Here is a 25,875-nt window from a genome sequence, read left to right as displayed (position 1 = left end):
TTGTTAGCCCTAGCAACCTTCCGCATTAACTCTCCCGTTTTCCAGCAAACAACGAGTCTCTTTCTAGCAGCGCCTGCATACTCCTCTAGGTAGTTTTAAGTTTACAAAGCTTCCAGAACTTAGTCAAGTTTTTATTGCTATAAGAAAAAAAGCCGGTCACTTAGACCGACCCGCCAATCATTCAGCATTATCATCTGTTGCTTGTTGTTCACTGTTTGCTTCGGCTTCTTGCTCTTCCTTGATGGCCTTTTCGCGTTCCGTTCCTTCTTTGACTTCGCGCTTATACTCATCGCGATAAAGGTCGACCGTCGATTTTGGCACACCAATCTGATCGCTATTCACCTTCAAAACCGGTAATTGATCCGGTTTATCTGGATTGGCATCGTAAACCCCGTAGGCGTTTCCTGCGATTGTCTGGCCAGGCTTCAACTTCCAGCAAAGGTACTTATAATTGGCACCGACACCAAGTGTTACGCCGGACTTTTTCCGCAGCTGGTCACTAATCAGGTTTTTATCCTTCAGATCACCCTTGTCATTGGTAAACAAGGAAATGCTTGGCGTCCAATACTTGGCTGAGATGTTATCCGTCGCCACCCCCGTTAAATTCCAGTTTTCCGAATCGGCAAAGCCGGCATCAAAGGCACCGTGTGGCGCTGCGGCAACGATATAGAGATTCGACTTGGTCGTATTCGTCATCTTCAGCTTAAACTTGGCAACGCTGCGCGTGCCATAAGCCTTGTAGTCCGTTTTGGCAATCGACTCCACTTGAATCTTCAAACCATTAACAGCCTTCGTCTGACCACTCTTAATGTTCAACAGAGGCTGCACAGCCTTCCGATTTTTAATCGACTCAGACTTCGCCGCTGCGGCACGTTTACTTTCTTCACGCCCGTGCTGAATTAAAACCGCTGTTGTTGCAGCTGTCGCAACCACTAGCAGCAAAACCGTCCAAAGAATCTTTTTACGCGTTATCGTCATCATCTTCATCCTATCCCTATTTTCAACAGAAATAAGTATACCTTTTGACGATCATTTGTATACAAAAAAACAGCCTTCTTAGGCTGTTCTTAAACATTTTTACCAGATTTAATTCTTTATTAAAAATTACTGGTGGTTTTGTTGATTATTGTTGTTATTATTAGCAGTATCAGCAGAAGCCTTTGAAGCTGCCTCCGCACTTGCCTTTGAAGCAGCATCAGCGGCCGATTGCTTAGCTGCGGATTCTGAAGAATAAGCCGCGGCGTTCTTAGATGATTGAGCCGCTGCAGCAGCATCGGCTGCAGCCTTAGCGTTTTGTGCAGACTTGGCAGCAGCTGCTTCCGAGCTAGCCTTGGCTGCCGCTTCATCGTTTGCAGCATCCGTGTCCTCATCATCGTTTGATGAAGACGTTGAGGTACTTGAGTGGTGCTTAGTTGAAGAGTATGAAATGTCAGGTGTTGGGGAGTCATCATCAGATTTTGATGAGGCAGCACCAACCATGTAAAGGGCGATTCCACCAACAACCAAAACGATTAGCAACCAAAACCACCATTTTTTATAAAAGGTCAAGCCGCGCTTATCGGTTTGACGACGCTTTGAACGTGATAACATATTTATTTCCTTTCAATTATAAAACTTGAAATCAATTAGCGACCCAGACGATTCAACAAATCGCGAATCTCGTGCCGGTAATAGAAAATAACGGCAGCAAAGACAATCGGCCACAGGCTCTTCGTCAAAACAGCCATGAGCAATTCACCCAAATAAGTAAAGAGGGCGTTGAAAAGTGAGCCAAACAGCAGGCGAATCAACACGAGTAGCACAATCACCGCCAGCACGACAATGATCGGATTTGACCACTCGGAGCGGTTCTTCACACGGTCGACCACATCTTTTGCGGAATCAACGGCGGCTTGGGCGCCCTTTTGGGCTTCGGCCTTTGCCTGTTCCAATTGATCGTTCGACTGCTTGTCATCGACCTTTTCTTGCACGTCTTGATTCTTCTTAACTGACTCGTTTTGTTCTTCTGCCATTTGCCAAAGTCCTTTCCAAAACAACGAAAGCTTCATCTTTCATTTTAGCAGGCTTCTGGTAAAAGAGCCAATAACATTAAAAGTCAGCCCGGGGGTGGCTGACTTTTGAAAACGCAAAAAACGGCCCGGAGGCCGCCTTTTTATTCACTTTTTACCAGACGAAGAGTCCGACCATGGCCGCTGAGAAAAGCGAAACCAAGATACCAGACAAGAGCAGGTAGCCAACGTTTTTGGCAATGACTTTACTCTTATCGTCTGAAACCATTCCCTTGAAGCAACCAACAATCATGCCAACTGTCGAGAAGTTCGCAAAGGAAGTTAAGAAGACCGTCAAGACCGCTGCGTAGTGATCTGGGAAATGACTAATCTTATTGGTTACGGTCCCCATGACAACGAATTCGTTGGTAACCAACTTCGTTCCCATGAGTTGGGCGAGATCAAAGGCGTGTGATCCGACACCAAGCAACCAGGCAAATGGGTACATAATAATACCTAGAATGTGTTCAAGTGACAACCAAGGGTTGACCAAACCAAGCAGCTTATCAACCATGGCCGCCAAAGCAACAAAGGCAATAACGTTTGCTGCGATGATCAAAATCAACTTTCCGGCACCAAGGATTGAGTCACCCAAGAAGGAGAAGAATGGTTCGCGTTCTTCATGAACCGCATTCTCAACTTCCTTGGTTGCCAGCTTCTCTGAGCCGGAATCAATGTCTTCGGCAGCAGCTGGCGCAGCGCCGATTTTAGCAATCGTATCTTCTTCTGGCGTTACCTCAACCGGATTCAAGATGGCTGTGACAATCAAAGCGTTGATGACGTTGATTGGCACGGCCGTCAAAATGTAACGGCCCGGCATCATTTGCGTGTAAGAACCAATCACGGAAGCCGTCACACAAGACATGGACATCATGGCCAAGGTCAGCATGCGATCAGCCTTCATCTTCTTCAACTGCAAAGCCGAAACCGCCAAGGCCTCGGTATTGCCAAGAAACATCATTTCAATGGAGAAAAACGATTCGAACTTTGGCTGTCCGAAGAGCTTTGACAAGCCCTTTCCAAGCCATTTAATCACAAATGGCAAGATACCGAAGTAAGTCAAAATATCAAAGAGTGGCACAACCAACAGAATTGGCAGCAACACTGAGATAAAGAAGTTACTTGGCAAGGCCATGCCCGTTGGCTTCAAGGCAAAGTCAATTCCCTCGCGAGCCACCGAGATTAATTCGTTAAAGCCAGTTGCCGCACCATCAACCATGTCCCGTCCGATGGAAAAGGACGTAAAGAACCAGGCCAAAGCTAAGTTGACGACGACCATCGTCGCAATCGAACGCCAGTTAATCTTGGACCGATTCTTCGAAAATAGGACTGCTAAACCAATGAAGATTAGCAGTCCTATCGCGTTAACCAATAAATACATGTCGTTACCCCCTGTGTAATTCCGACAGTTTGCATAAACATCCTAATTATACCATCAGAAAATAAAAGGACGAGTGTTTTGCCTAAAAAAACAGTAAATAAATCCGAATATTTCAATTAAAACAATAAAATTGTTCGGAAATAACGTATATTTTCAATTAAAAAGTATCATTTACTCAAGCGACAATCGAATTCCCGACTATTCGACCATTGCTCTCCTTCGAGCACACTGTGCTATAATCGGAATGTTTCACCATCTGGTGAAACATTCAATCCGGTGCGTTGCTTCCGATGACGGCACCTAAAAAACAATAGGAGAAAGAATATGAAACAAATCAACGAAAGTCTTCGACTGACTTTTAGCCCCAAAGCCATCTGGCAGGACTTGGTCACCTTGAAGCAAGCAACAAAGGGACTGCTCGCCCTGATGATTGGCGCACAAGTGCTGACTTTTTCACTGTCAGCCGATCGCTCAGGTCTTGCCTGGTTGACGCTTTGGACCGGTCTGGCAGCCGTGATTAACCTCGCCCTCGTCGACCAGGGCAAGCAAAGCAACTTCTTCTGGGGGCTTCTTTGCACAGCCGCTTGGCTAATCGTCGCCTTCCACTCCCGTACCTTCGGCGATGTTTTCGCTCAGGGTTTTGCCTTCGTCATGCAGTTCTTCGGCATAAGACTTTGGGCAAGGGCGCGGGATGATCAGGGTGAATTAAAGGCCAAAGCCTTATCAAAGCCTTTGGCTTTGACCGTTTTCATCCTAACGATTGCAACCTACCTGGTCGTGCTGTCAATCTCCAAACACCTACACGGCCTGCAAATCTATCTCGATTCCGCCGTTCTTCCCTTAAACATTGTTGGCCAGGTACTCATGACCTACGGTTACCGTTCCCAATGGCTTGCCTGGATTTTAGTCGACGTTGTCCAGGTAACGGTCTGGGCCCGAAACATCTTTGTTCTCGATGGTTCCTACGCCGTTTCCATGCTCGTCTTGCAAATTGTCATGCTGGTCAATGCTTTATACGGTGTTTGGTACTGGTATCAAAAATCAAAAAACTAAGAAAAAAGCACTCACCGTTTTTCGGTGGGTGCTTTTTAGATGGACTGTCCCGGCTGGGCTCGAACCAGCGACCTTCGCATTAACAGTGCGATGTTCGACCAACCGAACGACAAGGCAATGGGTCATGATGCCACAATCCTTTACCACATGATAAAAGAAATAATGATCATTTCTTAAAAGATTCTCTTTTCCTTTAATGTTAAACAAAAGGGTTCCAAAAACGCCCTCCATCAACAGAAACCAGGAAAAGAGCCAGCAGTAAGAGCAGAATGGCCACAGCTAAGGTAAACCAGTCGCCCACTCGCCATGGTTGACTATAATACCAAGTCCGCTTCTTCTTTTTACCAAAACGACGTAAGGCCATGGCGTCTGAAATCGTCTCCACCTTTTCCAACGTTGAAAAGGCGAGCGCTAACAAAAGTCGCGTGGAGGCGACGACTTTTTTCGCCAACGATGCTTTCTTCCCCAAGGCAAAGCCGCGCGCTTCCTGAACCTTTCGGGTCGTTTGGAATTCGTTTTGTACCGTTGGTAGATAACGCAAAGTCAGCGAAAAGGCATAGGCGACTTTGTAGGAAACGCCAATCCGGTTTAAGCCAGCCGCCAATTGGGAGGGCTGCGTGGTCAGCAAGAAGGCTAGCGAAAGAGGGACTGAAAAACAATACTTCAGCAAGACCAACAGTTCATAAAACAATTGCTGGCTCGTCAGTGCGTAGTCCCCAGAACCAATCAAAACCGTTTTCGTCTGGTAAAGTTCCACCCCATACTGCGGTGCGAAGACGTAAATCAGGATTAAGTTCAGTAGGGCAAAGACAACCGTTAAGTAGACCAAAATTCGAATCGATTGCCAGGAAATTTTTGAAAGAACGAGCAGCAGTCCGGCAAAAGCCGTCAGCAAAAGCAGGAAGCGAATATCAAAGGAAAGAATCCCTGCGACGGTTAACAAGAGAAAGGCCAGCAACTTGCTGGTCGCGTTTAACCGATGAACAATGGAATCACGTTCTTGATAGCCAAGAAAATCAGTCATGGGACACCCCCTTCAACAAACGCTCTCTTAAAATCTGGTCCGATGGTGTAATCAAGGCCGTCTCCTTCAGTAAGGACTTTGACTGAAAAAGTTCAGCCGGCCGCATCTTTTCGGATAGCTGACCGTCGACAAACGAAAGCACCTGATCCGCCCACTTCTCAATCAAAGCCATGTCATGGGTCACGGTCACAAGTGCGATGCCATCTTGACGCAATATCGACAAATACTCCAGCAAACCCTTTGCTGAAACATCGTCTTGACCGGCCGTTGGTTCATCTAAAATCAAAACGGCTGGTTCCAAAATTGCCACCGCCAAAACTGAAAGTCGACGCTTTTGACCAAAGGAAAGCGACTGACTCTGCCAGTTCCGGTAGGGATACAAGTTGGCCTTTTTCAAAGCGAAGAAGACTTTTTCTTCAATGATTTGCTCTGGGACGTTGCGCAGTCGCAATCCCGTCGCGACCTCATCGAAAACCGACAGGCCAATCAACATTTCATTCGGATTCTGTGAGACGTAGCCAACGTACTGTGCCTGTTCCGAAAGCGTTAAGTCGGCAAAATCAATCCGTTCACCAGCGGGCGATCCAGCATCAGTCGCCAGGATCGAGCCCGTTTGAATCGGTAAGAAGCCGGCCAGGATTCTGGCCAACGTTGACTTACCTGAGCCATTCTCCCCAATCAGCGCCAGCCAACGATTGCGTTCGATGCGAAAGGACAAATTTTTCAGTATTTGTCGGTCCCCATAGGCATAGGAAAGATTGCTGACAGACAAAGCTTCGTCGTCTCCGACTTTGGCAATCGAAGTGGCCGCTTCTGACTGCCCCAGCTTTTCAAGCGCCTCAGCCAAGCCCGGCCCCGTCACTCGGTCAACATCTTGCCGGTTTTCCAGCTGTGCCAGTGGGTAGCCACTGTTTTCAATCCACGAAAGATAGGCCGGTTGGGCCAACTGCCAATCATGAAAGGCCGGTTCCTTCAGTAAGTCAGCGGTCTGCCCATCGAAAACGAATTCGCCATCCTGTAGCACGAGCACTTGATCAACACCCTGGCGCAGCACTTCGTCCAAACGGTGTTCAACCATGATAATCGTAATGCCCTCTTGGTGCAGCTGGTCAATCGTCTCCAAAATTTGCTGGCCCGTCTTCGGATCAAGACTAGCCAAAGGTTCGTCCAATACGAGGATTGGGCTATCCCCAACCAAAACGCCGGCCATCGCAACCCGCTGCTTTTGTCCACCCGACAGGGATTCTGGTCCAAGCGGCAACAAGGCCGTTAACTCTAAGCGCTCGGCCATCCGCTTGACAGCCGCCCGTAATTGTCGAACCGGAACCGCTTCGTTTTCTAAAACGAAACCGATGTCTTCTGCCACCGTTAAGCCGACGAACTGTCGATCCGTATCTTGCAAAATCGTCCCGACGGCCAGGGAGCGTTCAAAGGCATCCCCTGCCTGTTGATCTTGCCCATCGATTGTCAGCGTTCCCGAAATTTCACCGTCTTTATCCGTCACCAAGCCGTTGATTAAAGAAATCAAAGTCGATTTCCCAGAACCCGAAGGACCCAAAACTAAGGTTTTGCTGCCTTTTTTAATGGTGGTATTCAGATTTTTCAGCGTTTCTTCCGCCTGGCTGTGATAACGAAAGGAAAGGTCTTTTAATTGTATGGCTGTCTCAACCATTCCAGTCTCTCTTTCTTAATCTTCTTTACGAAGTAATTCTTGCTGCCCCTTGTTTTTCACGTACAGGGATAACAAAGTCGACCCGATGATCGCCGTCGAAATAATGTTGACAACAACGGACAAGCCACCCTGCAAAAAGACTTTGTTAGCGGGTTCGGCATAGATCAAAATATCCAAAGTCGGCGCAATCACCAACCAGGCAACAACGTTGGCAATCGCCTGGCTAACATTGAACCAAAGCAGCTTCCAAGTCGTCAGTTTCCCTCGAAGCAGGTGGGCACGCTTTACCAACAAGGCAAAAATGAAGGCGTAAAGCCCATCGGCAATGACCCAGGACCACCAGATCGACCCGTATGAAACGGCGTCGTTCAAACTGTGGCCCAAAAGGGCAACGAAAAAGCCCACAATTGGCGAGAAAATAATCGATAACAAGGATAACCAAGACTGCGCGACATTTATCTGCGTGTTCGGAATCCCCGTTGGGATGGCGATGAATTTGAAGAGAATCAAGAAGACGGCCGCCCCGATACCAATCGCCACCACATCCTTTGTTGCTAACCCTTTTTTCTTCATTTTATTGCACCTTTTCAATCTCAATTGTCCAGTTTTGTCCGGCCGACAAGTGGTTTTCTGCAGCCATCGAGCCCATTCGAATGGCAATTCCAACCGTGTAAACCGAGTTCATGTAAATCAGCGTTTCGCCGTTTTTAACATCAGCAAAAGTCTTGTAGTAAGGTAGCTTGGCCTGGTATACTCGCTTTCCTTCGTAGAAGACCGACACCAAGAAAACATCCCCATAGCGAGCGCCAAATTCCTGGTCGAAGCGGTCCTGTTCAATGTTTGTCCAAAGCGAACCGAAGTTGACGTCGGTGATGTCGACGTTTCCAACAACCTTATTTCCTTCAATCCGAGCCGGATTCAAAGGCAACCGAGCGATATCTTCGACCGGCAATGGCTTTCCGATATTTTCAAAAGTGACTTCCCCACCGGCTAAGCGAGCGCCATTGTAGACATAGATGTCTCGACCGTGGAAAGTCGCGGACTTTTCAGAGCCAGGCAAGCGGTCAATACTTTCGTCAATCACTCGAACCGCTTCGATGCCATAGAGTTTGTCCAAGTGCGTCAACGTTCCGTTATCCGGTGTGACCACGTAATGGCCAGTCTTCAACTTGGCCACCAACGACAAGCGCTTTGATCCGACCCCCGGATCAACCACAGAAACAAAAACCGTTCCCGCCGGCCAATACTTCACCGTTTGGGAGAGTCGAAAGGATCCTTCAAAGATATTAAAGGGCGTGATGCCGTGCGTCAAATCCGCAACCGTCACCCCTGGGTCGACCTGGCGGGCAACGCCGTACATGGTCGACACGGCGCCATCATTCAAACCAAAATCCGTCTGCAATACAAGTGCTGCTTTCATCTTCTTCCTCCTGCTCATTGAGCCCGCTGTCTTTGATGGCAAATAAAAACCCGGATAGGTCAAAAGACCTACCCGGGACGAAAGTTCGCGTTACCACCTGGTGTGTTTGGCGTTTCCTTGCGAAAACACCCTCATTAACTTCTCCAATTCGTTGGAAAAGCCTTCGCTATAACGGGCGATTCCCGGCCAGGGCTCACAAAGGCTCACCCCAACAAAAGCTCCAAGACCATTTTCAAAATACTGACAGGCCGGTTCTCACCAAACACCGGCTCTCTGAGCTGTCCACTCTTTTTACTTATCTCTTCATCGCTTCAATAACTATATCTTATATTGTTCGGTTATAAAAGTCAATAATAACTTTATTATTAACTAATACCGATTATTTTTAATAAAACACGAACATTAAAAAAGGAAGGTTGATGAATCAATCTACTTTCCAACAACTTCGTTAAACTTCTGCGCAATCGAATCGGCTGATTGGGAAAGCTTTTTCTCTTCCTCCGCCGTTAGAGATAACGCCGACTCCGTCACAATCCCCTGTCGGCCGACAACCGCCGGTGTGGACAGATAGGTGTTAAAGCGGGCCTGATAATGGGAGACCGGCAATTCCTGATGGGCGTCCGACACGACAGCCTTAGCCAAAACGATGGCAGCTGAGGCAATGCCATAGGAGGTAAAGCCCTTACCAGAAAAGACCGTGTAACCGCCCACAATCGAATCCTTTTCGATGGCTGCCAGATCCAAGCCTTTCGCTTTCGCCAGCTTCTCGACTGGTTGCCCGGCTACAGCAACGGTTGACCATGCGGTGAACTGCGTATTACCGTGCTCACCAAGGTTATACCCGCTGACCGACTTTGGCGAAACCTGGAAAGCCGCACCGGTGGCACGACGCATGCGGGCGGTGTCCAGTAAGGTTCCGGTTCCAATGACTTTTTCAGTAGGGTAACCGGTTTCTTGCTGATAAAGGGCCGCAATGGCATCGCAGGGATTTGTGATCACAATCAAGACCCCAGCAAAGTCTGTCTGCTTCAACTGAGCAGATACCTGGCGCACTTGATCAACGTTGTAGGGTAACTCGATAAAGCGATCCTTTGTTGGGTTATTGTGCTGCAACTGGATATTGCCGACTGCTGAAATGACGACGTCAGCATCCGACAGCGCACCATAATCGTTCATGATGATTCGATAAGCGCTGTCCTGGTTGGCCGCCGCATCTTCCAAATCCAAGGCTTCCGCCCGAACTTTTTCTTCCTTTTTGTCAATCAAGACATACTCGTCAAAGTCCCCCTCCTGCACCATGGCGTGTGCAACAGCAGAACCCACGTGGCCCATTCCAATAATTCCAACTTTTCGCATGACGGCATCCCCACTTTCTTTTAATCAAGAATAAGTTTATTAAAGCGGAATGTCAATGATTTTATTAAAATTTACTCATTTAAATAAAAAAGCCAGGTTTCCCTGACTAGCTTTTAAAATAAAAATCATGATGGCGCGCACAGGCCGGATTAAAGGCAGCCTGGCAATTCGGGCAAAAGCCCTTTTGATAAGCTTGATAACTTAACTTTGTTCGGCAACGCCCGCACAAAACCGGTTTGCCCACCCCTTCGTCAACTGCCGTAAAGGCGTGTGATTGCAAGGCATCGTGGCAGTGGTAGCAGGCAAAGTAAGCCTGACAAGTCCCACATAACAGCGCCACGACATCAAGGTCGGAATGATAGTGCTGACAGGTGCCCTCAGGTCCAAGACCCAATCCGTGAATGATCGTTGCTGCCATCGTCTTAGACCAACAATAGTAACAGCACGGTCACCAAGGCCAGCGCCCCCTGCTTGAAAAAGAGGCCGACTTTTCGAGCCGAATAAGCACCGTAGGCCGCTACCAGTAAGATGTAGAGCAGGCAGGGCAGCAAGAGTGACTGCTGGAAAAAGGCGGCGTACAAGACCCCGAGGGCAATCAAGCCGTTATAAACGCCTTGGTTTTTGAAAAGCAATTGGACCTTTTCATTGGCCAAGTCTGCTTCCGTCATGGAAAAGACCCGCCCCGTCGCTTCTGATTGGGTGGCAAAAGTCTCCAAATATAAGATATAGAAAAACTCCAAGGCCACTAAGACGGCAAAAATTTTAGTCAATAGCATCATTTTTTCGCTCCTTCAGCATTTAATGCCTGTGCCAACAAGTCAACTTGATCGAGATAAGGTGCTAAGAAGGCAGCGATTTCTGCTTCCTCGGCATCACGTGCAATCTCATCCGGCTTAATGGACAGCCGTGGATTCACGGCTAAACGTTTCATCTTTAAGCCTTGCAAGACGAGCGACAGTGCCAATTCCCCTTGAAAACCACCGTGTGAGCCAATCGCCATCGTCGCAACCGGCAGCCCCTGCCATTCCTGGTAGAGCGTATCCAAGGCGTTCTTCAGCACCGCTGGATAACCCCAATTATATTGGGGAAAGACAATCACCATGGCATCGAACCCCTTGACCATTTCGGACCAGGTTTTCGTTGCCTCCAGTTGATAAAGTCCTGAAGCAGGGAGCTCTGGCTCATCCAACCAGGGTAAATTAATTTCGGCTAAGTCCAGAATTTCGGCATCAAATCCCTTCATCTCTAACAAAGGCCGGAGCCAGCGGGCGACTTTTCGAGACACCGACACCTGCCGATTCGATCCAACTAATATGGCAACTTTCATTATGACGTCCTTTCAAAACGAATCTTCTCTGTCTATTGTAAGCCTTTTGCCAACAACCGTGGCGCTTTTTAATAGTCGAAGGGGAAGGGGCACACTTTTTCCAATTCCCGTCGGCCCCATTTTTCTTGCGCACTACCGCGCGCGATTTGGCTCCGCCGCCATGTATGCCAAAAACGCACCTGTTTGCGTTTCGAATTTAGACGATGACCAGCAGTTAATTGCAAATGTTGGTCATCAATCAGACCCATCACTGAATTATTCATCTTCTGAAAAGTCCAACGCCAACATGAATTGTTTTTAAAAATGACGAATCAGAGGCGTTGGCATGGCCAAGAGCTTATTCCTTTTCACCCATAGTTCACCAAGCATCTTGTCGTACCGTTGATCATCTTTTGGAACAGTTATGATCGCTACCTCTTCATTTTCTTTAAAGGGGAAGACAATCAGTTCATAGGTTTCTTTCTTATTGATGATGCCGTATAAATAGTAAGGTGGTCTGAGAAAGATACAGTAGATCAGGCTGTGTCGAGCAAAAAAATTTTTTATCGACTGCTTTGGGCGTTCTCGCAAGTTTAAAGTTCTGATATTCGTATGATCGATTAAATCTTGTAAATACAGATTAATCTCAGTGACAAACCGAATCTGACGCACGATGAAAAAGACACCACAGATACCCAGGAATGCAATTAACAGGACAAAGGGGGCAAAGTTAATGAACAAGGATAAAACCAGAAAAACGAAACAAAAAATCAAAATGTTCCTCGATAACTTATACAGGCCGAGCCACTTGTTATTATTTTCATACTGCTTTTCTAAATATGCAATCAGTTGACTCGAATCCATCCCCATAGCCCCCATTTTCTTCTAATTCCTGCGAAATAATCGCTGATTTTCCCTTGTTTTCAAATAATAAAAAAAGGCTGAACACCAGTCATTTTGACTACCGATGCCAGCCTTTATTATCGATAGTGGAGAAGAAGGGATTCGAACCCTCGCACGCTTTAACACGTCTACACCCTTAGCAAGGGCGCCTCTTCAGCCTCTTGAGTACTTCTCCAATAACAGATAATACTATACCAGATTATCTGCCTGTCGACAAGCTAAGAAGGCCGGAACGGCCCGTCGATTCCTTAGCGGGCGATGGATTTCATGATGGCCAAGTTAAAGTGATCCCAAACACCCTGGTCGTCTTTTTTAAAGTCTTCAATCAAGGAATCGCCAATTGGACGGATCACGCCCGCAGGCTTGTCATAAACATCGGTCAACGCCAGGTTGCCTTCATCATCCCAGGCCACCGTGTAAAAAGTACCGTCCATTCGGTAATCTAAAATCTGCTCTAAACTGCGCTTCAAGGTCCGCTTGATCACCTGATTTTCCGTCACCTTTTCACCACGGGCATTCAAGATGGCCACCTGGTCTTTTACTTGTTGATAGTCATCGGCGACTTCAAGATTATCCATTGCCGGTCTCCTTTTCACTGCGTTTTATACGTTTCTATACTATAATAACTATATCTATTATACTAAGGTGGAAAACATGACACAACTCGTAACGGTCGATGAGATGCAACAAATCGAAGCTTACACAATGGAAGAAAGCGGCTTATCCACTGCTGTTTTGACGGAACGTGCAGCCATGGCGACGCTGAATGTCTTGGCCGCCGGCCGCTTCGACCTGTCAAAGGTCTTAGTATTAGCCGGTTTGGGCGGTAACGGGGCCGATGGCGTTGCCCTTGCCCGATTGCTCCATCAGGCAAAGATTCCAGTCACACTCCAGTTTGTTGGCAATGTCAACCGGGCCAGTCAGGCCGTCAAGAACCAACTGAAGGCCGCCAATGCCTGCGGTGTTCCGCGAGCTGAAAAGTCCGACTTTAAGGAGCCTTCCTTAATCATCGATGCCATTTTTGGAATCGGCCTGAACAAGGATCTGCCCGACGGTCTCCAAAAGATGTTAAAGGCGGCCAACCATATCGACAACACCGTTGTCGCCCTCGATATGCCAACCGGTATCGACGCCGATTCTGGCGAAGTTCGTGGGGCGGCTTTGAAAGCCAAGGCAACCATCGCCTTCGGTTATCCAAAAGCCGGTTGCCAGCGCGGTCAAGGAAAAAAGATGGCCGGCCGGGTCATCACACAAAACATTGGCCTGATCACTGCCGATGACTTTGCCTTCTCAATCCAATAATTACTCAAGCAACAGCCAGACAACGTCTGGCTTTTTTTATTTGTGATAAGGCGATCCGACCGCAATCATCTGAGCTCGATAAATTTGTTCCATCAAGACTAAGCGCATCAATTGGTGGGGTAGGGTCAACAGACCAAAGGATAACAAGAGATCGGCCCGTTTTTTAATTTTTGCTGTTAATCCGAGCGATCCACCAATAACAAAGGTTAGCGTACCGTGTCCGGAAAGTTTGGCCGCCTCCAACGTTTGGGATAACTTTTCGGATGGGAGTTGCTTACCCTCAATGGCCAAAACAACGACGTAGTCACGTTCACCAATCTTGGCCCAAATGCGCTCCCCTTCCTTGGCCATAATTTCTTGATTTTCCGCATCAGAAGCCTTTTCGGGCGTCTTCTCATCAGCGAGTTCGATTAATTCGACTTTGGCAAAACGTTGGAGCCGTTTCGCGTATTCAGCAATCCCATCTTTGAGGTACTTTTCCTTTAATTTCCCCACTGTTACAACTTTAATTTTCATTAAATTCTCCACTTTCTTTTTGGTCTAAGCCCAAAAGTTATCCCCGAAAACAATACTTATCCACCGACTTATCCACAGTTATCTCAAGAAATTCTGGGAAAAAGGCCGCTTACCGTCGCATTTTCTTCTAGTTATCCACAATTTTATTCTTTTTCACCCTCTTTTTGCCAAGAAGTTTTCAAAAGTCAAAAAACGCCTATTTAAGCCATTTATCCCCGATTGGCGGATTTTATCCACAGACTTATCCACAGCTGTTGATAAGCACATTTGTTCGGTCGTTTTTCCCTTTCAATCCTTCGGTTTTTACTCCCTTTTTGAGAGTCGAAAGCGCTAATTTAGGTTAAACGAAGGTTAAAGGAAAACAAAAAAGACGAACGGGTCATTTTGTAAAGAAATGATACACAAGCATCCGCCTAAAACAACCGAACAGGCATTCTTTTATTGGTCTAGTTGAAAAGAGGTGATTGGTCCTCCTTGACTTTTACAAAAGCATGACAAAAGAAAAAAGCAGGACCTCTCGATCCCGCTTTCTCTTATCGGCCAGCTGCCTTCAAAGCCTTCACGTAGGCCTCGAGCGTCAGGTTGTGTGCTTTCATATAATTCGCGTTGGCAACCCCAACGTAGCGGAAGTGCCAGGATTCATAATCGATTCCCGTTTGCTTAATCTGGCTTTTTTCCTTCGGATAACGCAAGACAAAGCCGTAATCGGCTGCATGATTAATCAGCCACTGCTGGGAAGCAAACTGATCCATGTTGGCTTCCAGGTTTGGATACTTTTCAAAGGCATCGCTACCGGCAATATCAATGGCCAGACCCGTATGGTGTTCGGAAGAGCCCGGCTCCTGTACAACCGCCGCCGTCGCCTTTTGCGCCTGTTCGTCGGTCATCCCCTGAGCCAGATTGTTCTTCTTCACGTTCGCAAAGACCTCTTGTTGGTATTGAATGGATCGGTAACCAGAAATGAGGTTCGTCAGATAGCCTGCTGCTCGTGCGCCGTTTTGCATATCAAGTACGGCCTGCTTGATTCGTGCATCAACCGTTGCCCCCGATACCGTTGCCTTCTCGAAGTTCATTTCAGAAGAAAGGGGGTGCCACTTATTCACGAGCACTAAATCCCAGTCCGTTGACTTCACGCCCTTGGGCAGGTTAGTCAACTTTGTTTTGGACGAACTGCTGGTCTTTTGCCCAGTACTTTGACTTTTATTCGCTTCTTTAAAATAAAAGAGACTAGCGCCGAAAACAATAATCACGATCGCCACAAGGCCAATCAGCCAATTTCTTTTCTTAGACATGTCTTCCTCCTATGTACAAAAAAAGGACCGGCATAGCCGGTCCTTGGGATGGTCAGTCAGGGGCTCGAACCCTGGACCCACGGATTAAGAGTCCGTTGCTCTACCAACTGAGCTAACTGACCATGGTGTCTATATCAACAAAAGATATCATACCATAGCTTGATTAGACTGACAAGGTTTTTTCGTTGATTTCGACCCTTTTTTCATCTTTCAAGCCCTTGTCAATGCGGACTTTGCTAAGTAAAAGCAACCAAGAATCCCCGCGTCATCCCCGTTAGCAACGGGAACAAGGTAATCGTCGACATTCGGCGTCGCGAGATAACCCGCCATCAACTCCGAGAAACGCTTTCGGACAAGGGGGAGTAATACCTCACGGTGGTTAACACCACCACCAAAGACAATCCGGTCGGGCCGCAAAATCGTCGTATAGGTCATGGCTGCCTGGGCTAGATAATCGGCTTCGATTCGCCAGGCCGGATGGTCGTCAACCAACTCCTTGGCGGAAAGGCCCCAGCGGTCTTCCATGGCTGGTCCGGAGGCCAGGCCCTCTAAACAACGGTCCTGATGAAATGGACAATGTCCGGCATAGTGATCCTCTGGATTCTTTTGAATCATGATATGCCCTGCTTCCGGATGGCCAAAACCTGACAGTAATTGGCCGTTAACGATGATTCCCGCTCCGACACCCGTTCCAACCGTCAAATAAAGCAGTGACTTCACTTCGGAGTTGGCCCCGTGACGATATTCGGCCCAAGCCGAGCCATTCACATCCGTCGTCCAATAGTAAGGAATGTCGCGCCATTTTTTTAGATAGCCCAAAAAATCAAAATTTGCCCAGCCGGCCTTTGGCGTGTCGAGCACGTAACCATAGGACGTCGACTGTGGGTTCAGATCAATCGGTCCAAAGGCGGCAACACCGACCGCCGCGATGTCTGGAAAACGATCGAAGTAAACGGTGACCTTGGCTAAGGTTGCTGGTCCATCCTCGGTTTTTAAAACCGTTCGATCAATTATCTTAAAATCTTCATCGCAGACGGCTAAGATGAACTTCGTGCCGCCCGCTTCAATTGCGCCTAATAATGACATAGTGACGCCCTTTCCTCTCGTATTTGCACTACATATTATAAAGTCTTTTTGAAGCGCAAACAATAGTGGAAAGGCTTGATTTTACAAACTGGTCTAGGCCATAAAGTCAGATAAAACCAAGAAAAAGGACAATTCGACTATTTTTGGTCTATTACCTCTCAAAGTCGCCCGCTGAAGCAAATAAAAAACCAGCCGCAGCTGGTTTTTTATTACTTCTTATCGTCATAGCCCTTTGGGTGCTTTTCAACCCATTTCCAGGCCGTCTTGATAATGTCTTCGACGTTATCGTACTTTGGCTTCCAGCCAAGCACTTCACGTGCAGCCGTTGAGTCAGCAACCAGGATATCAGGATCCCCCGCACGACGTGGGCCAACTTTGGCCTCGATGTTAACACCCGTTGCCTTACGCGCCGCTTCGACCATCTCCTTAACGGAGAAGCCAGTGGCTGAACCAAGGTTGAACTGGGCAGATGGCTTGCCAGCCTTCAAATAATTCAAAGCCAAGATGTGGGCATCGGCCAAGTCAACAACGTGGACATAGTCACGGACGTTAAAGCCGTCCGGCGTATTGTAATCATCCCCGAACATTTCAATGTAATCACGCTGACCGGAAGCGGCCTGCAAAATGATTGGAACCAAGTGCGTTTCTGGTCCGTGGTCTTCCCCAATCGAACCATCCGGCATGGCCCCCGCCACGTTAAAGTAGCGCAAGGCGACCCACTTAATGTCATAAGCAGAATCAGCCCAAGCCATCATCTTTTCCATCATCAACTTGGATTCACCATAGGGATTGATGGGGTTTTGTGGGTCCGTTTCCTTAATTGGAATGTTGACCGGGTTCCCATAGGTGGCTGCCGTTGATGAGAAGACGATTTTCTTCACGTCGTGTTCCTTCATCACTTCGAGCAAGGTCACCATGCCGGCCGTGTTGTTATCAAAATACTTCAATGGTTCCGCAACGGATTCGGGCACGATTGAAAAAGCCGCAAAGTGCACAACGGCCTCGATATCTTCCTTATCAAAGACTTCGGAAAGGGCCTTTTTATCACGAATATCCACTTCGTAGAACTTGGCTTCTGGTGCTACCGCCGCACGGTGCCCCTTGACCAAATTATCAACCACGACCACATCTTGGCCATTAGCCAACAATTGACGAACCATGTGGGAACCGATGTAGCCGGCACCACCCAAAACTAATACTGACATGTCTGTCCTCGCTTATTTATCCTGCGCGTCGGCCCAGTGAATAATGGCCTCTGCTGCCGTTTTATCACCGTTTAAGACGCGGTGCTTTGTTTCATTATCGCCCATTATGACCTGAGAATCAACTTGGTGGCCATAGTGCACTTCGTTTTCATAACGAATGGAAAAGCCGGTGGGCTCGTGTCCCTTCAAAAAGTCGAGGGGCAAGACATCGACCATCCATTCCAGGTACTTGGAATTATTGACGTGACGATTGCCATCGATGTCTAAGAAGCGAACTTGATATGGCTTATCCATTTCGACGGGTTCGTCCTTAATCTTTGGAATTCGCACCATCTTTTCCAAGCGCTTCTTTTCCTCGCCGCCGTATGGCTGCACCAGGTCAAGCGGCAACTTAATCATGCGACGGCTATCCAAGTCAATCAGGGCCCAAAGGGAGTCCATGTCAACAATGACTTCACCAGCCGCATCCTTAAAGTAGAAGCCACGCTTGGCAAAGTAGGAACCCCATTCGCCCGCCTTCGTTTCAATGGTGATCTGTTCCCCCAGTTTTGGTCGACGCAAAATCTTGACGTCATATTGGAGAATCACCCAGCCAAGGCCGCGACGGTCGGTTTCGCGATAGCCGACCTTGAGATGCTCGCCCTGCATTCTTGAACACAAAATGGCGAGGTTGAGCATCATTGCCAGGGACAGTTTTCGTGTTAAGTCCACTTGATAGTATTCAACGGGTCGTTCTATGGAATAAATATCAGCCATTTTCTTCCTCGATATGATGATAAATTTTGTAGATTTCTTGGCGACTTTTGCCGCTGTCTTTAGCAACTTGCTTAATGGCGGCATTTGGTTTCAAGCCCTGATCGATCAAGGATTGGACCGCTGCTTCCGGGTCCTCTTCGGCCTGGAGAAGCGCGCTGCTGTCTGCCGCCTGTACCGGCAAGCCGCTACCGTTCGCGTTCCCTTCAATTAACAAGACAAATTCACCGCGAACCTCTTCTTGCTCTGCCCAGTCGAGCGCCTCTTGGGCCGTTCCCCGCAGAAATTCCTCGTAGCGCTTCGTCAACTCGCGAGCCAGCACCAGTCGTTTCTTTTCACCGTAGACCGCCACAATGTTTGCCAGCGTCTTCTTCAGCCGGTGGGGTGCCTCGTAAAAAATCATGGTTTCAGGTCGCCAGGAAAGCGCTTCGAGTGCTTCTTGCTGCTCTTGCTTCTTTCGCGGTAAGAACCCGTGAAAGTAAAAGGGCTGTGGGACTAAGCCAGAGGCGATGAGCGCCGTAATCCCTGCCGAAGCACCGGGAACCGGCACAACGGGAATGCCCGCCGCAATTGCCTGAGCGACCAGCTCTTTCCCTGGATCAGAAATCGAGGGTAGACCAGCGTCTGAAACCTGGGCAATCGATTGCCCGGCCAGCAGTTTTGCCACTAGCTCTGGCGCCTTTTCCTGCCAGTTATGTTCATGTAAGGAGGTCTTCTCGTTTTTGATTTCAAAGTAGTTGAGCAGAAGTTGCGTGTGCCGCGTATCCTCTGCAGCAATCAGATCAACGGAGGACAATACCTCAATGGCACGGTTCGTCATGTCGGACAAATTGCCAATCGGCGTCCCGACCAAGTAGAGCGTGCCGCTTTCATGAGTTGTAAAGGACTGTTGTCTTTGCATGCTTATCCCAAGAGAATGGCACTTTCAAGTGCCAACTTTTCTAATTTTGATTGAAAGGCGATTTGCACCTTTTTTAGTTGGTCAACGGCCAAAAAAGTCGTCAGTAGTTGCTGGAGTTGCTCGCGACTATAGCGGCTATTGGCCTGTTGGTAAAAACCGGTTAACTGCTTAAAATAAAGGGTTGGTTCCGGCAAGGTCTTTGCCATTAAAAGGTCCCGACTCAACTGCTGCAGCCAAAGTAAGACGGCCTCTTCCCGGTCCTTTTCACTAATCTTTTTAATGAGTGTGGTTTGCAAGTAAGCCATGGACGACACGTCTCTGGCAACGACTTTTTCAAACCACTTAAAAACCAAGGGTTGCACCTCGTCTTGAAAGGCGGCCAAGCTCGCCGCCGCCTTTTCAGCGACTGCGGGACTAGGCTGCAGGTGGACAACCTGGGCTCTGGAAACGATGGTTGGTAAGACATCTTCGGCTTTATCCGCCAACAAGATGATTAGCTGGGGGCCAGCCGGTTCCTCAATAAACTTCAAAAGCGCGTTGGCTGCCGCCGTTGTCAGCGTTTCCGTTCGATCAATAATGAAGACTTTGACCGGCGCTTCCAAGGACGTGGTCGTCAATTCAGGCACAATGGCCCGGATCTGACTAATTTTAATGGCCGCGCCCTTCTTTTCGGGTAAAACCGTCACCAAATCAGGGTGATCCAGCTTCCCAATGCGGGCCTGACTAGCCTCATCGTTTTGGCCAAAAGCAAGCTGGGCAAAACTCAGCGCTAGGGCTAACTTTTCTTCATCCCCAGGACCCGCCAACAAATAAAGGTGGGAGCGGCGATCTTCTTCGACAGCCTGTGCTAACTGAGCAAAATTATCCGGATACGCCGCCTTTGCCTGGTCGAAAAAATCGGCCATTTCAAAAACAGCCGACTCACTCCCCTGCTTGTCAGCGGACTTTTTAGAAGCCGCCATTAGAACTGGTAAAAGTCATCGATCGTTTGCGTGAAGACCGTGGCTCCACCAACTTCGATTTCAACTGGAAAGGCCGCCGCACGTTCGCCTTCAACGCCCATTGGTGGGACCATGAACTGCTTACGTTTTTGCGAAACTTCCTTGATGATATCAAGCACTTCTTGTACTCGTTCGTCATCAATGGCCACTAGAAAAGTCGTGTTCCCAGAACGCAGGAAACCACCCGACGTTGATAGGCGGGTCGCCTGAATCTTCGCCTTAACGAGTGCGTTGGCTAACTTCGTGGCATCTTTATCTTGTACAATGGCATTAATCAGTTTCATGTCTACCTCCAATATTCAGCAATTATCGCTTTGACGTCTTTTAATACGTCAGCCTTTGATTGACTGGCATCAACCACCTTGATTCTCTCCGGGTTCTCCTTTGCCAAATCCAGGTAGGTTGCGCGCACTTTTTGGTGGAAAAGCACGTCTTCTTTGTCCATTCGATCAATCTTGTCCGTACGGTTTTGAAAAATCCGCTCCAAACCGATCTCAACCGGTAAGTCTAAGTAAATGGTCAGTGCCGGTAGCACCGGTTGTTTTGTTTTCGGGTCAGCAATGGCGAAGTCATTAATCTCTTGTACGGCCGACTGACCCAAACCACGGCCACCGCCTTGATAAGCAAGAGACGAATCAAGGTAACGGTCGGAAACCACAACCTGGTCTTTCGAAAGGGCCGGTAAAATAGTTTGCACCACGTGCTCACGTCGTGAAGCAGCCAGTAAGAAGACCTCTGTCCAGGGATCAATCGCCGGATTGGTCTGTGCCTTCAACAGGTCACGAATCGCCTCGGCCATCTTGTTTCCACCCGGTTCGCGAGTCAATAAAACCTTCTTTTGGCTAATCCGCTCGATTTCGGGCAGGGCTGCTTGAATCACCGTTGTCTTCCCGGCACCCTCTGGCCCTTCAAATGAAATAAAGTTTGGCGTTGTCATGGCTCCCCCTTAATCATCCACCGGGTGGTAAAGGCGCAAATCCGACGCAACGGTCTTACGCCGCTTGGCCTCCCGGTACAAGTAGGTAAAGCGGACCTTCTTCAGGGCCGTTTGGGCCTGCACCATGTGCCCGTTCACACGGGAATCAACCAGGGCCGTTTCCGAGTCCTGGGCTTGGTGAAAGTCGGTGCGGGCGTGGTTGACTTCATCTAAGAGAATCTTGTCGTACTCCGCCTTAATATTTTGGTGTTTCACTGGTTTTTTCTTAAAGATCACAGTTCATTCCTACCTTCAATTGACTTAATCAAGGTGAGTTGGTCAGCGTAGTCAATGTCTGATCCAACCGCCAGGCCGGAGGCCAAGCGGGTGACTTTGATATTGGCTGGTTTCACTAACCGGGCAATGTACATGGCCGTTGCCTCACCATCGGTATTGGCGTTGGTCCCCACAATCACTTCTTTAATTTCATCATCCTTTGATAAACGACGGATTAAAGAAGGCAGATTAATATCCTCCGGGCCCGTTCCCGCGGCCGGCGAAATCACACCGTTTAGCACGTGGTAAAGGCCGTGGTACTCCTGCGTCTGTTCCATGGCCATGACGTCTTTTGGATTTTGCAAAACTAAAACGGTTGACCGGTCTCTTGATGGATCCGTGCAGATCGCACAAGGATTTTCGTCCTTACTGGTAATATTACCGCAAATTTCACAAAAAGTAATCGACTCTTTGGCAGATGCCAGGTTTTTCGAAAAGTTCAGCACGTCGTCTTGGTCCATGGACAGGGTATAAAAGGCCAACCGGGACGCCGTTTTCGCACCAATTCCAGGTAACTTTGAATAGGAATCAATTAGTTTTGCAATTGGTTCTGGATACTGCATGATACTTCCTTTGTTTAGTCTTCTTTCACTTGAACAAGGTCATCCCCGAAAAGCGCCTTTGCAGCTGAAACGACATCGTCTTGCGCGCTTTTTTCAACTTTTCTTTCTGGACTCTTTTGCTCACCGGCTGCTGCCTGAACCACCGTTGTGGCGGTCAAATCCGAAAGGGCAATTTTGACGACTTGGCCTGCCTTCAACGCCTTCACATAATCCGCTCGATCACTTTGCCACTGATCCTGGCTTCGCATGACCAAAGTCGTGGGCAAGCCCATCTGATGAAGGGCATTGGCCAGTTGTCCCTGCAAAGCATTATCCTTTTCAGCCTTATCCTGCAAAGCAGGATAATCAAAGGCCAAAACAGTCGCCTCCATTGAGGCAGCCACTGGTTCTGCCGTTTGCAAGACCGCCTGATCCTTGACGGGCATTTCAGCAACCACGCGCTTCCAATCCGATTGAATCTTGTTCAGTTGATCGCGCTTCGCCTTGGCCAAAACTGCCTGTACGGGTTCGTTACCCGTATAAATCGTCAACTGCCAATCGGCAACCGGCGAAGTTTGGCTTCGATCAGAAGGCGTCGAATTTGAGGCAGCTGTTGCAGCAGTCGTTACTGATTCTTCAGCCGCCGGTGCTTTGGCAACGGCTTTCTCTTCAGCTGTTTCTACAGCGGCAGCGACTGGGGCGGCAGCGGCTGTTGATACTGGCTCTGCTGTCGTTGTTGATTGTGGGCTAGCTGCCTGTTCGTTCGACAAAGCAGCGGCATCATCAGGACCTTCTTCAACAGTTGCTTGATCAGTCGACTCTTCTACGTCTGGTACATCTGACAGATTTGAAGCGGCTACTCCTTCGCCCTTTTGTTCGGCCGAAGAAACTGTTGGGATTGGTTTTGTCTTTGGCTCTTGCTTTGTTGATGAACTTTCTTGATCGCTAACTGGTGCAGCTTTTGCATTCACCTTTTCAGTCGAGGCTTTTTCAACTTGATCCGAATTCTTTTCGGCCAATTGGACGGTCAAAATCTCCAGATAGATATCTGACTGCAGTGACTGTGTCAAAGCGGTTTTGATACGATCAATGACCTGTAGCATTTCTTGAATCTGTTGCTGACTCGTTTCAGCCAAAAAAGCCTTTAGTTCATCCTCTTTGGCCTTTGCTTTGACCAAATCAGGTGCCAAATCAACCAGCATCACATCACGTAAAGTCGCAATTAAATCCGACAGGAAGCGGTTGGCATCCTTACCCGAAAGGAGAATCTCCGACAAGGTTTCGAGTGCCTGGGCGGTTTGGCCCGCCAACACTTGGTGCAAGTAAGTTAACACCTGCTCGATATCGACAGAACCCGTTACGGTTAGGGCGTTTTGAACCGTCACCTTTTCGGGTCCGAAGGCAATGACTTGATCCATGATGGATAAGGCGTCACGCATTCCACCTTCGGCCGCCGTCGCCACCACGTCCAAAGCCGCCTCTTCGTATGCTTGCTTTTCAGTCTTCAAAATTTCTTCAAGACGGCCTTTAATCGTTTGGTTCGATAGACGCTTAAACTCAAAACGCTGCGTTCGAGACAAAATCGTTGCCGGCATCTTTTGAATTTCGGTGGTTGCTAAAATGAACTTCACCTGTGCTGGCGGCTCTTCCAAGGTCTTTAACAAGGCGTTAAAGGCACCGGTTGACAGCATGTGCGCTTCATCAATGATGTAAATTTTATAGGGCGACTCGATGGGGGCGTAGTTGGCTGAATCGCGAATCGACCGAATTTCATCCACACCGTTGTTCGAAGCGGCATCGATTTCGATGATGTCGGGCTGCGACTGTCCGGCCTGGTCGGCTGGAATACCGTTGACTTCGCGCGCAAAAATTTTGGCTGCCGACGTCTTTCCAGTTCCTCGCGGTCCTGCAAACAAGTAGGCGTGGCCAGTCTGTTTCTTATCAATGGCGTTTTGCAGTGTTTTGGTAATGACCTCTTGGCCAACCATTTCTGAAAAAGTCTTTGGCCGGTATACCCGGTACAGTGCTTGATAAGCCATCGTTTCTCCCTTACAAAAAAAGCCGCCCCAAGGCGGTTTTGCTATGTACACAAGCACAAGGTCAAGCAATCTTAGAGCTGCTACATCTCTGTCCTGACTCGGTTCGAAAGAAAACCTTTGCCTGCTTCTTTATTATATCGAAGTTTACGACCCTGCGCAAACTTCTACGACGATTTTTATCGTAAAAATGCCCCTTTTAAGACAAGTGTTCGTTCTCTTTTGCCGCCCGCTTCTTCGCCTTCTGTTTGGCGCGCAAACCTCGGAAAAAGTCCTTCAAAAGTGCTGCTGATTCATCCTTCAGAACACCCGGTATGACTTTGACCTGGTGATTTAGTCGGTCGTCATCAAAAACCGAGTAAAGTGAAGTCACCGCACCGGCCTTCTTATCTTGGGCCCCGAAGTAAACGAGGGGGATCCGCGCGTTCAAAATCGCTCCCGCACACATCAGGCAGGGCTCCAACGTAACGAAGAGCGCGGTATCTTCCAGGCGCCAACTGCCAAGCTTTTCGTTTGCCGCCAAAATGGCGTGCATCTCGGCGTGGGCATCCGTCTTCTGATCTTCTTCCCGCCGGTTACCGGTCGAAGCGATGATCTCACCATCTTTGACGATAACTGCTCCAATGGGCACTTCTCCTCGCGCACCAGCCTTTTTCGCCTCTTCTAAGGCAGCGGTCATGAAGGTTTTTATGTCAGTCGATGACAAAGTCGGAACCGAAGCCATCTCAATCCTCCTTGGGTGACTTTGCCATTAAGACAAAGTAGCCCTTCTTCTTACCAATGACCGACACATCATCGAAAACGGCTTCGAGGTTCTTTTGTGCCGATGGCGCCCCCTGCTTTTTCTGCAAAACCGCAACGATGGCCCCGCCTGGAAGCAGATGCTTTGTTGCGTCTTGAAGCATGGCGGTGACGACGGTTTTCCCGGCGCGAATTGGGGGATTAACCAGGATTAGCGCGTACTTATCCACAACTTGATCGTAAATCGACGATTGAAATACCTGGGTTTTATCTGCAAGGCCGTTTCGTTCACAGTTCTTCTTCGCCAAATCCAGCGCACGATCGTTAACATCGACCATGTCGACTTGACGCCGCCAAGCCTTCGCGACAGCATTGCCAACTGGTCCGTAACCACAGCCTAAATCTAAGACTTTTCCAGCAACAAATTCCTGATCAGCGGCAGCGTCAAGCATCACTCGTGTACCAAAATCAATCGTTTTCTTTGAAAAGACACCGGCATCGGTTTGAAAATGGAGCTTTTGACCTAACAATTCAAAGTCAAAGTTTTGGTAATCGTGTTCCGCCGTTGGATCGGCCGTGAAATACTGCTGCCCGCCTACTTTTTCGCCCATGTTTTTCTCCTTAATATACAAAAGTTGCATTTATGTACAAAAAAAGAGCACGAAGTGCTCTTCTTTTATGAATTACTTCAAAGTAACTGAGGCACCAGTTTCTTCCAAAGCTTCCTTCATTGCGTTGGCATCTGCTTCAGGAACAGCTTCCTTGATGACAGAAGGTGCGTTGTCAACCAAGTCCTTTGCTTCCTTCAAACCAAGACCAGTTGCTTCGCGAACTGCCTTGATAACCTTAACCTTTGCAGTACCTGCAGAAGTCAATTCAACGTCGAAGTCTGACTTTGCAGCGGCACCGTCGGCACCAGCAGCACCAGCAGCGGCTACAGGAGCAGCAGCTGAAACGTCAAATTCTTCTTCGATAGCTGAAACCAAGTCAGCCAAGTCCAAAATCGTTGCATCCTTCAATGATGCGATAATCGCGTCTTTATCAAAAGCCATGATTAATTTCCTCCAATTTATAAATGTTTAGTA

At 48.3% G+C, this 25,875-nt stretch carries 31 protein-coding genes, 3 tRNA genes, 1 other RNA gene and 1 other annotated feature; of the genes, 2 read left to right on the top strand and 33 right to left on the bottom strand.

The window, feature by feature from the left end:
- Positions 1–177: 177 nt before the first annotated feature.
- The 4 genes from G6R30_RS00550 to G6R30_RS00535 all read right to left on the bottom strand — a co-directional run bounded on the left by G6R30_RS00550 (position 178) and on the right by G6R30_RS00535 (position 3,429).
- Positions 178–978, bottom strand: a complete 801-nt coding sequence (locus G6R30_RS00550; RefSeq protein ID WP_213820428.1) for a hypothetical protein — start codon at positions 976–978, stop codon at positions 178–180.
- Between the two features lie 126 nt (positions 979–1,104).
- Positions 1,105–1,590 (bottom strand): hypothetical protein, encoded by a 486-nt coding sequence (locus G6R30_RS00545; RefSeq protein ID WP_213820426.1) that lies wholly within the window; start codon positions 1,588–1,590, stop codon positions 1,105–1,107.
- A gap of 35 nt (positions 1,591–1,625) precedes the next feature.
- On the bottom strand, positions 1,626–2,012 hold the full coding sequence (locus G6R30_RS00540; protein WP_213820424.1) for a hypothetical protein: 387 nt from the start codon (positions 2,010–2,012) through the stop codon (positions 1,626–1,628).
- Between the two features lie 151 nt (positions 2,013–2,163).
- Positions 2,164–3,429 carry a NupC/NupG family nucleoside CNT transporter gene (locus G6R30_RS00535; RefSeq protein WP_213820422.1) on the bottom strand — a complete coding sequence of 422 codons (1,266 nt, stop codon included), beginning with the start codon at positions 3,427–3,429 and terminating at the stop codon, positions 2,164–2,166.
- A 324-nt stretch (positions 3,430–3,753) separates the two neighbouring features.
- Here G6R30_RS00535 and pnuC point away from each other — a divergent pair, with 324 nt between their 5' ends.
- Positions 3,754–4,482 carry a nicotinamide riboside transporter PnuC gene (gene pnuC, locus G6R30_RS00530; RefSeq protein WP_213820419.1) on the top strand — a complete coding sequence of 243 codons (729 nt, stop codon included), beginning with the start codon at positions 3,754–3,756 and terminating at the stop codon, positions 4,480–4,482.
- 44 nt (positions 4,483–4,526) lie between these two features.
- Here the strand turns inward: pnuC and G6R30_RS00525 are convergent.
- The 12 genes from G6R30_RS00525 to G6R30_RS00470 all read right to left on the bottom strand — a co-directional run bounded on the left by G6R30_RS00525 (position 4,527) and on the right by G6R30_RS00470 (position 12,741).
- A tRNA-Asn gene (locus G6R30_RS00525) sits at positions 4,527–4,599 on the bottom strand.
- Between the two features lie 82 nt (positions 4,600–4,681).
- A complete protein-coding gene (locus G6R30_RS00520; protein WP_213820417.1) occupies positions 4,682–5,506 on the bottom strand; it encodes an energy-coupling factor transporter transmembrane component T family protein in 825 nt (274 codons plus the stop codon).
- Entirely contained in the window at positions 5,499–7,178 is a 1,680-nt protein-coding gene (locus tag G6R30_RS00515) for an ABC transporter ATP-binding protein (RefSeq protein ID WP_213820415.1), read from the bottom strand. The genes G6R30_RS00520 and G6R30_RS00515 overlap by 8 nt, the downstream gene beginning before the upstream one ends.
- A 15-nt stretch (positions 7,179–7,193) precedes the next feature.
- A complete protein-coding gene (locus G6R30_RS00510; protein WP_420798107.1) occupies positions 7,194–7,769 on the bottom strand; it encodes an ECF-type riboflavin transporter substrate-binding protein in 576 nt (191 codons plus the stop codon).
- Positions 7,753–8,598, bottom strand: a complete 846-nt coding sequence (locus G6R30_RS00505) for an SAM hydrolase/SAM-dependent halogenase family protein (protein WP_213820412.1) — start codon at positions 8,596–8,598, stop codon at positions 7,753–7,755. The genes G6R30_RS00510 and G6R30_RS00505 overlap by 17 nt, the downstream gene beginning before the upstream one ends.
- A 70-nt stretch (positions 8,599–8,668) precedes the next feature.
- Positions 8,669–8,914: a binding site (T-box leader), on the bottom strand.
- A gap of 113 nt (positions 8,915–9,027) precedes the next feature.
- A complete protein-coding gene (locus G6R30_RS00500) occupies positions 9,028–9,954 on the bottom strand; it encodes a lactate/malate family dehydrogenase (protein ID WP_213820410.1) in 927 nt (308 codons plus the stop codon).
- Between the two features lie 106 nt (positions 9,955–10,060).
- Entirely contained in the window at positions 10,061–10,372 is a 312-nt protein-coding gene (locus G6R30_RS00495) for a CHY zinc finger protein (RefSeq protein WP_213820408.1), read from the bottom strand.
- Positions 10,373–10,376: 4 nt separating this feature from the next.
- Positions 10,377–10,733 (bottom strand): DUF1304 domain-containing protein, encoded by a 357-nt coding sequence (locus G6R30_RS00490; protein WP_213820406.1) that lies wholly within the window; start codon positions 10,731–10,733, stop codon positions 10,377–10,379.
- Positions 10,730–11,281, bottom strand: coding sequence for an NADPH-dependent FMN reductase (locus G6R30_RS00485; protein ID WP_213820404.1), 552 nt, complete (start codon positions 11,279–11,281; stop codon positions 10,730–10,732). The genes G6R30_RS00490 and G6R30_RS00485 overlap by 4 nt, the downstream gene beginning before the upstream one ends.
- A gap of 297 nt (positions 11,282–11,578) precedes the next feature.
- Complete coding sequence (locus G6R30_RS00480) at positions 11,579–12,139, bottom strand: hypothetical protein (RefSeq protein WP_213820402.1); 561 nt, start codon at positions 12,137–12,139, stop codon at positions 11,579–11,581.
- 111 nt (positions 12,140–12,250) lie between these two features.
- A tRNA-Ser gene (locus G6R30_RS00475) sits at positions 12,251–12,338 on the bottom strand.
- A gap of 73 nt (positions 12,339–12,411) precedes the next feature.
- Complete coding sequence (locus G6R30_RS00470; RefSeq protein WP_213820400.1) at positions 12,412–12,741, bottom strand: hypothetical protein; 330 nt, start codon at positions 12,739–12,741, stop codon at positions 12,412–12,414.
- A 76-nt stretch (positions 12,742–12,817) separates the two neighbouring features.
- Here G6R30_RS00470 and G6R30_RS00465 point away from each other — a divergent pair, with 76 nt between their 5' ends.
- Complete coding sequence (locus tag G6R30_RS00465; RefSeq protein WP_213820398.1) at positions 12,818–13,465, top strand: NAD(P)H-hydrate epimerase; 648 nt, start codon at positions 12,818–12,820, stop codon at positions 13,463–13,465.
- A 36-nt stretch (positions 13,466–13,501) separates the two neighbouring features.
- Here G6R30_RS00465 and rlmH read toward each other — a convergent pair whose 3' ends face one another.
- From rlmH to rplL, 17 genes are all read right to left on the bottom strand, one after another.
- Positions 13,502–13,981 (bottom strand): 23S rRNA (pseudouridine(1915)-N(3))-methyltransferase RlmH, encoded by a 480-nt coding sequence (gene rlmH, locus G6R30_RS00460; protein ID WP_213820396.1) that lies wholly within the window; start codon positions 13,979–13,981, stop codon positions 13,502–13,504.
- Between the two features lie 533 nt (positions 13,982–14,514).
- Positions 14,515–15,273 (bottom strand): M15 family metallopeptidase, encoded by a 759-nt coding sequence (locus G6R30_RS00455; protein WP_213820394.1) that lies wholly within the window; start codon positions 15,271–15,273, stop codon positions 14,515–14,517.
- A gap of 49 nt (positions 15,274–15,322) precedes the next feature.
- Positions 15,323–15,395: transfer RNA gene (locus G6R30_RS00450), tRNA-Lys, on the bottom strand.
- 88 nt (positions 15,396–15,483) lie between these two features.
- Positions 15,484–16,359: an ROK family protein gene (locus tag G6R30_RS00445; RefSeq protein WP_213820392.1), complete on the bottom strand. Its 876-nt coding sequence runs from the start codon at positions 16,357–16,359 to the stop codon at positions 15,484–15,486.
- Positions 16,360–16,568: 209 nt separating this feature from the next.
- A complete protein-coding gene (galE, locus tag G6R30_RS00440) occupies positions 16,569–17,564 on the bottom strand; it encodes a UDP-glucose 4-epimerase GalE (protein WP_213820390.1) in 996 nt (331 codons plus the stop codon).
- Between the two features lie 12 nt (positions 17,565–17,576).
- A complete protein-coding gene (locus tag G6R30_RS00435) occupies positions 17,577–18,320 on the bottom strand; it encodes an acyl-[acyl-carrier-protein] thioesterase (protein ID WP_213820388.1) in 744 nt (247 codons plus the stop codon).
- Positions 18,313–19,218: a 16S rRNA (cytidine(1402)-2'-O)-methyltransferase gene (gene rsmI, locus G6R30_RS00430; RefSeq protein WP_213820386.1), complete on the bottom strand. Its 906-nt coding sequence runs from the start codon at positions 19,216–19,218 to the stop codon at positions 18,313–18,315. Before rsmI ends, G6R30_RS00435 begins: the two co-directional genes overlap by 8 nt.
- 2 nt (positions 19,219–19,220) lie before the next feature.
- On the bottom strand, positions 19,221–20,180 hold the full coding sequence (locus G6R30_RS00425) for a DNA polymerase III subunit delta (protein WP_213820385.1): 960 nt from the start codon (positions 20,178–20,180) through the stop codon (positions 19,221–19,223).
- Positions 20,180–20,503, bottom strand: coding sequence for a cyclic-di-AMP receptor (locus G6R30_RS00420; protein WP_213820382.1), 324 nt, complete (start codon positions 20,501–20,503; stop codon positions 20,180–20,182). Before G6R30_RS00420 ends, G6R30_RS00425 begins: the two co-directional genes overlap by 1 nt.
- Positions 20,504–20,505: 2 nt before the next feature.
- Positions 20,506–21,156, bottom strand: a complete 651-nt coding sequence (tmk, locus tag G6R30_RS00415) for a dTMP kinase (protein WP_213820380.1) — start codon at positions 21,154–21,156, stop codon at positions 20,506–20,508.
- Between the two features lie 9 nt (positions 21,157–21,165).
- The gene (locus G6R30_RS00410; RefSeq protein ID WP_338018318.1) at positions 21,166–21,411 is read right to left on the bottom strand and encodes a DUF2508 family protein; all 246 of its coding nucleotides are present in this window, start codon (positions 21,409–21,411) and stop codon (positions 21,166–21,168) included.
- Between the two features lie 17 nt (positions 21,412–21,428).
- Entirely contained in the window at positions 21,429–22,034 is a 606-nt protein-coding gene (recR, locus tag G6R30_RS00405; RefSeq protein ID WP_213820376.1) for a recombination mediator RecR, read from the bottom strand.
- 14 nt (positions 22,035–22,048) lie between these two features.
- Positions 22,049–24,052: a DNA polymerase III subunit gamma/tau gene (gene dnaX / locus G6R30_RS00400; protein ID WP_213820374.1), complete on the bottom strand. Its 2,004-nt coding sequence runs from the start codon at positions 24,050–24,052 to the stop codon at positions 22,049–22,051.
- 42 nt (positions 24,053–24,094) lie between these two features.
- An RNA gene (gene ffs / locus G6R30_RS00395) (signal recognition particle sRNA small type) lies at positions 24,095–24,181 on the bottom strand.
- 67 nt (positions 24,182–24,248) lie between these two features.
- A complete protein-coding gene (gene tadA, locus G6R30_RS00390; RefSeq protein ID WP_420798106.1) occupies positions 24,249–24,773 on the bottom strand; it encodes a tRNA adenosine(34) deaminase TadA in 525 nt (174 codons plus the stop codon).
- A gap of 1 nt (position 24,774) precedes the next feature.
- Entirely contained in the window at positions 24,775–25,401 is a 627-nt protein-coding gene (locus tag G6R30_RS00385; protein WP_213820372.1) for a class I SAM-dependent methyltransferase, read from the bottom strand.
- Positions 25,402–25,473: 72 nt separating this feature from the next.
- Positions 25,474–25,842 (bottom strand): 50S ribosomal protein L7/L12, encoded by a 369-nt coding sequence (gene rplL, locus G6R30_RS00380; protein WP_213793139.1) that lies wholly within the window; start codon positions 25,840–25,842, stop codon positions 25,474–25,476.
- Positions 25,843–25,875 lie beyond the last annotated feature (33 nt).

This window comes from Fructobacillus parabroussonetiae (genome assembly GCF_018437265.1).
In the GTDB taxonomy this organism is placed as follows: Bacteria; Bacillota; Bacilli; order Lactobacillales; family Lactobacillaceae; genus Fructobacillus; species Fructobacillus parabroussonetiae.
This window is presented reverse-complemented; position numbering and strand designations above follow the sequence as displayed.